Annotated in this window: 2 protein-coding genes, 1 tRNA gene and 1 rRNA gene; 3 read left to right on the forward strand and 1 reads right to left on the reverse strand. The window is 69.5% G+C overall.

Going from position 1 to position 8,386, the window contains the following annotated elements; translation table 11 throughout:
* Both rrf and ACFXG1_RS32605 read left to right on the forward strand, forming a co-directional pair.
* Positions 1-85: ribosomal RNA gene (gene rrf / locus ACFXG1_RS32600) — 5S ribosomal RNA — on the forward strand; the annotation flags it as partial.
* A 207-nt stretch (positions 86-292) separates the two neighbouring features.
* Positions 293-365, forward strand: a tRNA-Thr gene (locus ACFXG1_RS32605).
* Positions 366-414: 49 nt separating this feature from the next.
* Here ACFXG1_RS32605 and ACFXG1_RS32610 read toward each other — a convergent pair.
* Positions 415-3,099, reverse strand: coding sequence for a SpoIIE family protein phosphatase (locus ACFXG1_RS32610; RefSeq protein WP_384745797.1), 2,685 nt, complete (start codon positions 3,097-3,099; stop codon positions 415-417).
* 268 nt (positions 3,100-3,367) lie between these two features.
* Here ACFXG1_RS32610 and ACFXG1_RS32615 point away from each other — a divergent pair.
* The coding region (locus tag ACFXG1_RS32615) for a HAMP domain-containing protein (protein ID WP_384745799.1) at positions 3,368-8,386 on the forward strand (5,019 nt) is incomplete at its 3' end.

Raw genomic sequence — 8,386 nt, forward strand, 5'->3', positions numbered from 1 at the left:
TTACATTCCGAACCCGGAAGCTAAGCCTTTCAGCGCCGATGGTACTGCAGGGGGGACCCTGTGGGAGAGTAGGACGCCGCCGAACAATCATTACAGGAGAGGGCTCTGGCCCCTTGAGACACAGTCTCGGGGCCAGGGCCCTTTTCGCATTTACGGGCCGATGTCCGGCGACCGGGCCGGCCGGAGTGCCGGTCGGGTGGTGACTCGCGGAGGGCGCCGATCTTCTTGCGCCGGATGGTTCGAAGCATCCCCGACTCGGGGTATGATTTACCTCGTTGCCGCAGCGCAGCAGGCCCCAATAGCTCAGTCGGTAGAGCGTCTCCATGGTAAGGAGAAGGTCTACGGTTCGATTCCGTATTGGGGCTCGGTACAGCAGAAGGCCCCCGCCGAACGGCGGGGGCCTTCTGCGTGTTCTCAGGCGCTTTCGGCCTTCCGTACGGGCTCGGGGGTCCGGTCCGGCTCCGGGATACGGAGCGCCAGGATGGCCATGTCGTCCGAGGCGGGTTCCGCGGCGAAGCGCTCCACCGCGCGCATGACGCGGGCGGCGACCGCGCCGGCCGTCAGGCCCGTACACGAGGTGAGGACATCGGCCAGGCCGTCGTCGCCCAGCATGCGGGTGCCCTCGCGGCGTTCGGTGATGCCGTCGGTGACGCAGAGGAGGACATCGCCGGGGGCGAGGATCACGGACTCCTCGTGGAGCTCCAGATCGTCCATGACACCCAGCAGGGGCTGGGGCTCGGCGGGGGAGTCGACCGTGCCGTCCGGGCGGAGCCGCAGCGGCAGCGGATGGCCCGCGCAGACGACCTTGAGATGGGCGCTGCCGTCCTCCTGGGGCCACAGCTCGCCGTAGAGCAGGGTGAGGAAGCGGCTGCGGGAACCCTCGTCGAGGATGGCCGCGTTGAGGCGTTCGAGGACCGCGGGGCCGCCGAAGCCCTCACGGGCCAGCAGGCGGAGCGCGTGGCGCGCGAGACCGGTCACCGCGGCGGCCTCCGGGCCCGTACCGCAGACATCGCCGATGGCGAAGCCGTAGGCACCGTCCCGGATCGGGAAGACGTCGTAGAAGTCGCCGCCGACCTCGTTGCCCTCGCCCGCCGCGCGGTAGATGACCTCCACCTCGACGCCCGGGATCTGCGGGGACTCCGGTGGCAGCAGGCTGCGCTGGAGGGACTGGCTGATGGCGACGCGCTCCGAGTACAGCCGGGCGTTGTCGAGGGCGAGGGCCGCCCGGCGCGACAGGTCCTCGGCGAGTTCGAGGATCTCCTGGCGGAAGTGTTCGTCCGTGGGCTTGCCGAGGGTGAGCATGCCGATCACCCGGTTGCGGGCGACCAGCGGCAGGACGACGGTCTCGCCGCCGACGGCCGCGGCGATGGCGAGGGTGTTGCCGATGCCCGACGAGACGGGCGACGACGAGCCGAGGCCCAGTTCGCGCTTGGAGGTCTCCAGGGCGGCCTGCTGGGCGGCCTTGGCCGGGGCGGTCCACACCCGGGCGCCCGGTGTGCGGACCGGCTCCGGCGGGGCGACGCTGGACAGCAGGTCCTTCAGCCCGTCGATGCGTTCCTCGTCCTCGTGGAGGACATAGCTCAGATACGGGTCCGACGCCGGGTCGGCGATCGTGTAGACCGCGCACCAGGTCGCCAGGGTGGGGACCGTCATCTGGGCCATCAGGGCCAGGGTCTGGTCCCGGTCGAGCGTTCCGGCGAGCAGATCGGACGCCTCGACGAGGAAGGAGAGGGAGCCGCGGCGCAGCCGTTCCAGTTCGCCGAGCCGGGCGGACTCGACGGCCAGGGCGATCCGGTCGGCGGCGAACTGGAGCCGCAGGGCCTCCTCGTTCGTATAGCGGCCCGCGGACTCGGCGGCGACGCCCAGGGAGCCGGTGAGCCTGCCCTCGACCTTGAGGGGGACGGTGACGACGGACCGCATCCCGGTGGTGTTGAGCAGAGGGACCGCGCCGGGGACCGAGGTCAGGTCGTCGTGGACCGCGGGCATCCGGGCGGAGCCGTACCGTCCGGTGCCGGCCTCGACGGGGACGCGGGCGAAGCGCTGCCGGGCGGATGGCAGGCCCGTGGTGGCGCGTACCTCCAGCTCCGTCTCGTCGTCTGTGGCGAGCAGCAGGAAAGCGGCGTCGCCGTCGAGCATGTCACGGGCGCGTTCGACCGTGCGCTGGAGGAGTCCGTCGAGATCGTCGGGGGCCGGGGAGCCGATGAAGACCTCGAAGGGGTCCGCCGCGTGCGGTTCGATACCGCTCTCGGCGGCCGCGTTGACCCGGTGCGGGGTCTGGAGGACGGCGCGCTCGTCGTCCCGTACCAGCAGACAGACCGTGGAGGGTTCGCCGCCGGTGTCGCGGACCCGCAGATGGGAGGCGTAGACGGGGATGACCCGGCCCTCGGTGTCCCGGATGCCGTAGCTGCCCTCCCAGCGGGAGAGCTGGAGGGCGTCGGCGATCCCGGTGCTGGTACCGGGGGTGTGGGGCCAGGCCGCGAGATCCGAGAGGGGCTTGCCGACGACCTGGTCGGCGGGGTACCCGAAGAGGTGTTCCGCGTCCTCGTTCCAGACGGAGATCGCGCCGGCGCGGTCGATCTGGGCGACGGCGACCCGGACGCGTTCGTCGGCGACCGGCAGCATGGGGGTGGGGAGGACGGGGCCCGCGGAGCGGGTGCCCACGGGGCGCTGCGGGAGGTCGAGCTGGAACCATACCTGCTTGTACGTGGCCGTGTACTCGACGCCCCAGCGGGAGGCGAGGGCGGCGCAGAGCTGGAGTCCGCGGCCGTTCTCGCTGTCCAGCGGGGCGAGGACATGGCTGCCCTGGAGCGGGATCTCACGTTCCGGGTAGCGGTCGGCGACCTCGATCCGGACGGTCTCGTCGGTGCGCAGACAGAGGACATCGGCGGCGGTTCCGGCGTGGACGATGGCGTTGGTGACGAGTTCGCTGGTCAGGACGACGGCGTCGTCGACGATCTCGGCGTGGCCCCAACCGTGGAGGGTGTCGCGTACAAAAGCGCGTGCGGTCGCCACGGACCGTCCGACCGGGTCGAAGGAGGCGGCTGCCCGAGCGGTGATCACTGAACTCCTCGTACGCGTCTCGACGCCCGGCTCTGCCATGATCGGCCCGTCCCTCCCGGTGCCCGGTACCTGTGCTCCCGCCCGTGTCGCCCTGGCCGGGCGGACCGGGGCGGTTGGACAGCCGGATGCCAGGTTACTTACCTTCGCAGTCCGAGCGGATGCCGGTCGCCGTTGTTTCCGCCCTCCGTGGGCGGGGACGTTGTGCGAAGCTGCCGAACTGTTATGGCCTGGTTCGGTGTGGGTGAAACACTGGACACTCACCCGATATGAGCTCGTGAGAACGGTCAACCCCTGCGGGAGGGACACGGTGGAGTCTGGCGTGGCGGCGCGTGGCAAGAACACGCGCGCGAAAGGCGGCCGGTCCCGGAACAACGGGACCACCGAAGTGGACACGGTGGCCCTGAACCGCCTGCTGGCGGCTTTGACATCGATGAGGGACGGGAACTTCCGCAAACGGCTGACCGTGTCCGGCGACGATCTGATGGCGGAGGTCGCCGCCGTCTACAACGAGGTCGCGGACCGCAATCTGCATCTGACGGGCGAGCTGGCGCGGGTGCGGCGGGTCGTGGGACGTGAGGGGAAACTCACGGAGCGGCTGGACACGGGGGCCTGTGAAGGGTCCTGGGCCGCGGCGATCGACGCGTCGAACGCGCTGGTCGACGAGTTGGCGCGGCCGGTGTCCGAGGTGGGCCGGGTGCTGTCGGCGGTCGCCGACGGCGATCTGCAGCAGCGGATGGATCTGCGGTCGCAGGGGACGGACGGGGTGGTCCGGCCGCTGCGCGGGGAGTTCCTCAAGGTGGCGCGGACCGTCAACGGTCTGGTGGACCAGCTGTCCGCGTTCACGGACGAGGTGACGCGCGTCGCGCTGGAGGTCGGTACCGAGGGCAAGCTCGGCGGCCAGGCGCAGGCGCGCGGGATGTCGGGTTCCTGGAAGGACCTGACCGACTCCGTCAATACGATGGCGCAGCGGTTGACGGCGCAGGTGCGGGACATCGCGCTGGTGACCACGGCGGTCGCCAAGGGCGATCTGTCGCAGAAGGTGACGGTGCATGTCGCCGGGGAGATGCTGGAGCTGAAGAACACCGTCAACACGATGGTGGACCAGCTCCAGTCCCTGGGGTCGGAGGTCACCCGGGTCTCGCGCGAGGTGGGGACCGAGGGCATGCTGGGCGGCCAGGCCGTGGTGCCGGGCGTGGACGGCGTGTGGAAGGACCTGACGGACTCCGTCAACAACATGGCGGGGAATCTGACGTCGCAGGTGCGGGCGATCGCCGAGGTGACGACGGCGGTCGCGAGCGGTGATCTGTCGCAGAAAGTGACGGTGAACGCGCGGGGCGAGGTGGCGCAGCTCGCCGAGACCGTCAACCAGATGACCGAGACGCTGCGGACGTTCGCGGACGAGGTGACGCGGGTCGCGAGTGAGGTCGGCGGGGAGGGGCTCCTCGGCGGTCAGGCGCAGGTGCCGGGTGCGGCGGGGACGTGGAAGGACCTGACGGACTCGGTCAATACGGTCTTTCGCAATCTGACCACCCAGGTGCGGGACATCGCGCAGGTGACGACGGCGGTCGCCAACGGCGATCTGTCGCAGAAGGTCACGGTCGACGTGGCCGGGGAGATGCTGGAGCTGAAGAACACCGTCAACACGATGGTGGACCAGCTCCAGTCGTTCGGCTCCGAGGTGACCCGGGTGGCCCGTGAGGTCGGTATCGAGGGCCGGCTGGGCGGTCAGGCGCGGGTGCCGGGTGCGGCGGGGACGTGGAAGGACCTGACGGACTCGGTGAACACCGCGTTCCACAACCTGACCGGTCAGGTGCGGGACATCGCGCAGGTGACGACGGCCGTGGCGCGTGGTGATCTGTCGCAGAAGGTCACGGTCGACGTGGCCGGGGAGATGCTGGAGCTGAAGAACACCGTCAACACGATGGTGGCGCAGTTGTCGTCCTTCGCGGACCAGGTGACCCGGATGGCGCGGGACGTCGGCACGGAGGGCCGGCTGGGCGGTCAGGCGCGGGTCGACGGGGTCAGCGGTACCTGGAAGGAGCTGACCGACTCGGTCAACTTCATGGCCGGGAACCTGACCTGGCAGGTGCGGCAGATCGCCCAGGTGACGACGGCGGTGGCGCGTGGTGATCTGTCGCAGAAGATCGACGTGGACGCCCGGGGCGAGATCCTGGAGCTGAAGAACACCATCAATACGATGGTCGACCAGCTCTCGGCCTTCGCCGACCAGGTGACGCGGGTGGCGCGTGAGGTGGGTACCGAGGGCAGGCTCGGCGGTCAGGCGCAGGTGCCGGGGGTGGCCGGGGTCTGGCGCGATCTGACGGACTCCGTGAACGGTATGGCGGGCAATCTGACCAACCAGGTCCGCAATATCGCGCAGGTCGCGACGGCGGTGGCGCGTGGTGATCTGTCGCAGAAGATCGAGGTCGACGCCCGGGGCGAGATCCTGGAGCTGAAGAACACCATCAATACGATGGTCGACCAGCTCTCCAACTTCGCCGAGCAGGTCACGATGGTGGCCCGTGAGGTGGGTACGGAGGGCATGCTGGGCGGTCAGGCGGAGGTGCAGGGCGTCTCCGGGACCTGGAAGGACCTCACCCAGTCCGTCAACTCGATGGCCAACAATCTGACGTCGCAGGTGCGGAGCATCGCGGAGGTCACCACGGCCGTCGCCAAGGGCGATCTGTCGAAGAAGATCACCGTCGACGCCAAGGGGGAGATCCTCGAACTGGTCACGACCGTCAATACGATGGTCGACCAGCTGTCCGACTTCGCGGACGAGGTGACCCGGGTGGCCCGCGAGGTGGGCACCGAGGGTGTCCTCGGCGGCCAGGCCCGGGTGCGCGGGGTCACCGGTATCTGGAAGGACCTCAGCGACAACGTCAATCTGATGGCGAACAACCTGACCAACCAGGTGCGGAACATCGCCCGGGTGTCGGCGGCGGTCGCCAACGGCGATCTGACGAAGAAGGTGACGGTCGAGGCCCGCGGTGAGTTCGCGGAGCTGGCGGAGACCGTGAACACGATGGTGACGACGCTGTCGTCGTTCGCGGACGAGGTGACCCGGGTGGCCCGCGAGGTGGGCACCGAGGGTGAGCTGGGCGGTCAGGCGCAGGTGCCGGGGGTCTCCGGGACGTGGAAGGACCTGACCGAGTCGGTGAACTCGATGGCGTCCAATCTGACCTGGCAGGTGCGGCAGATCGCCACGGTGACCACCGCCATCGCCAAGGGCGATCTGACCCGGAAGATCGATATCGATGCCCGGGGCGAGATCCTCGAACTGAAGACGACCATCAATACGATGGTCGATCAGCTGTCGGCGTTCGCCGGCGAGGTCACCCGGGTGGCCCGGGAGGTGGGGACGGACGGTCAGCTCGGCGGTCAGGCCCGGGTCCGGGACGTGGACGGCACCTGGCGGGACCTGACGGAGTCCGTGAACGAGATGGCCGGGAACCTGACCCGTCAGGTGCGGGCGATCGCGGCCGTGGCGACGGCGGTGACCCGGGGGGATCTCAACCTCAAGGTCGACGTGGACGCGGCCGGGGAGATCCAGGTCCTGCAGGACAACATCAATACGATGATCGCCAATCTGCGGGACACCACCCTCGCCAATGAGGAACAGGACTGGCTGAAGGGGAATCTGGCCCGGATCTCGGGTCTGATGCAGGGGCGGCGGGACCTCGACGACGTCGCGTCGCTGATCATGAGTGAGCTGACGCCGGTGGTCTCGGCGCAGCACGGCGCGTTCTTCCTGGCCATGGCCACGGGCGGCAGTTCGGATGTGTCGGGCGAGGAGGAGACCTCGTACGAGCTCCAGATGCGTGCGAGTTACGGCTACTCGGCGGGGCTGATGCCGACGTCGTTCCGGCCGGGGGAGACGCTGATCGGCACGGCCGCCGAGGAGAAGCGGACGATCCAGGTCAATGTGCCGCCCGGGTATCTGAAGATCTCCTCGGGGCTCGGGGAGGCGTCCCCGGCGTATGTGATCGTGCTGCCGGTGCTCTTCGAGGGGAAGGTCCTCGGGGTGATCGAGCTGGCGTCGTTCCAGCCGTTCACCCAGATCCAGCGGGACTTCCTGAACCAGATCGCCGAGATGATCGCGACGAGTGTGAACACGATCAGTGTGAACACCAAGACCGAGGTGCTGCTGAAGCAGTCGCAGGAGCTCACCGAGCAGTTGCGGGAGCGGTCGGCGGAGCTGGAGAACCGGCAGAAGGCGTTGCAGGCGTCCAATGCCGAGCTGGAGGACAAGGCCGAGCTGCTGGCCCAGCAGAACCGGGACATCGAGGTGAAGAACACCGAGATCGAGGAGGCCCGGCAGGTGCTGGAGGAGCGGGCGGAGCAGCTCGCGGTCTCGATGCGCTACAAGTCGGAGTTCCTGGCGAATATGTCGCACGAGCTGCGGACCCCGCTGAACTCCCTGCTGATCCTGGCGAAGCTGCTGGCGGACAACGCGGAGGGCAATCTGTCGCCGAAGCAGGTGGAGTTCGCCGAGACGATCCACGGCGCGGGCTCCGATCTGCTCCAGCTGATCAACGACATCCTCGATCTGTCGAAGGTCGAGGCGGGCAAGATGGACGTCAGTCCGACCCGGATCGCCCTCGTGCAGCTGGTGGACTATGTGGAGGCCACGTTCCGTCCGCTGACGGCGGAGAAGGGGCTCGACTTCTCGGTGCGGGTCTCGCCCGAGCTGCCCGCGACGCTCCACACGGACGAGCAGCGGCTGTTGCAGGTGCTGCGCAATCTGCTGTCGAACGCGGTGAAGTTCACCGACTCGGGTGCGGTGGAGCTGGTGATCCGGCCGGCCGCGGCGGATGTACCCGCGTCGATCCGGGAGCAGTTGCTGGAGAGCGGATCGCTCGCGGGACCGGACGCGGACCTGATCGCGTTCTCGGTCACCGATACCGGTATCGGGATCGCGGCCGGAAAGATGCGGGTCATCTTCGAGGCGTTCAAGCAGGCGGACGGGACGACGAGCCGGAAGTACGGCGGTACGGGTCTCGGGCTCTCGATCAGCCGGGAGATCGCCCGGCTGCTGGGCGGCGAGATCCACGCGGCGAGCGAGCCGGGCCGCGGGTCGACGTTCACGCTCTATCTGCCGCTGCACCCGGTGGCGCAGTCGGCGGGCGGGCCGGGGGAGGGCGGACTCGACGCGGGTACGCCGCTGGAGCGGCCGGAGCGGCTCGCCGCGGGTGGCGACCCGGGTCCCGCCGCGCTGTTCCGGCGCCGCCGCAAGGCGCTGGGCGGGGCGGCGGGGGTTGCGGGGCGGGCCGCCGCGGGGCGCCGCCGCACCACCGGGCGGGGGGCGGGGGGGCGGGCCCGCCGG

It is taken from the genome of Streptomyces sp. NPDC059248 (genome assembly GCF_042753905.1).
In the GTDB taxonomy this organism is placed as follows: domain Bacteria; phylum Actinomycetota; class Actinomycetes; order Streptomycetales; family Streptomycetaceae; genus Streptomyces.

Coding starts and splice junctions, on each gene's coding strand:
- ACFXG1_RS32610 (WP_384745797.1), bottom strand. CDS start 3,099: ATGGCAGAGCCGGGCGTCGAGACGCGTACGAGGAGTTCAGTGATCACC.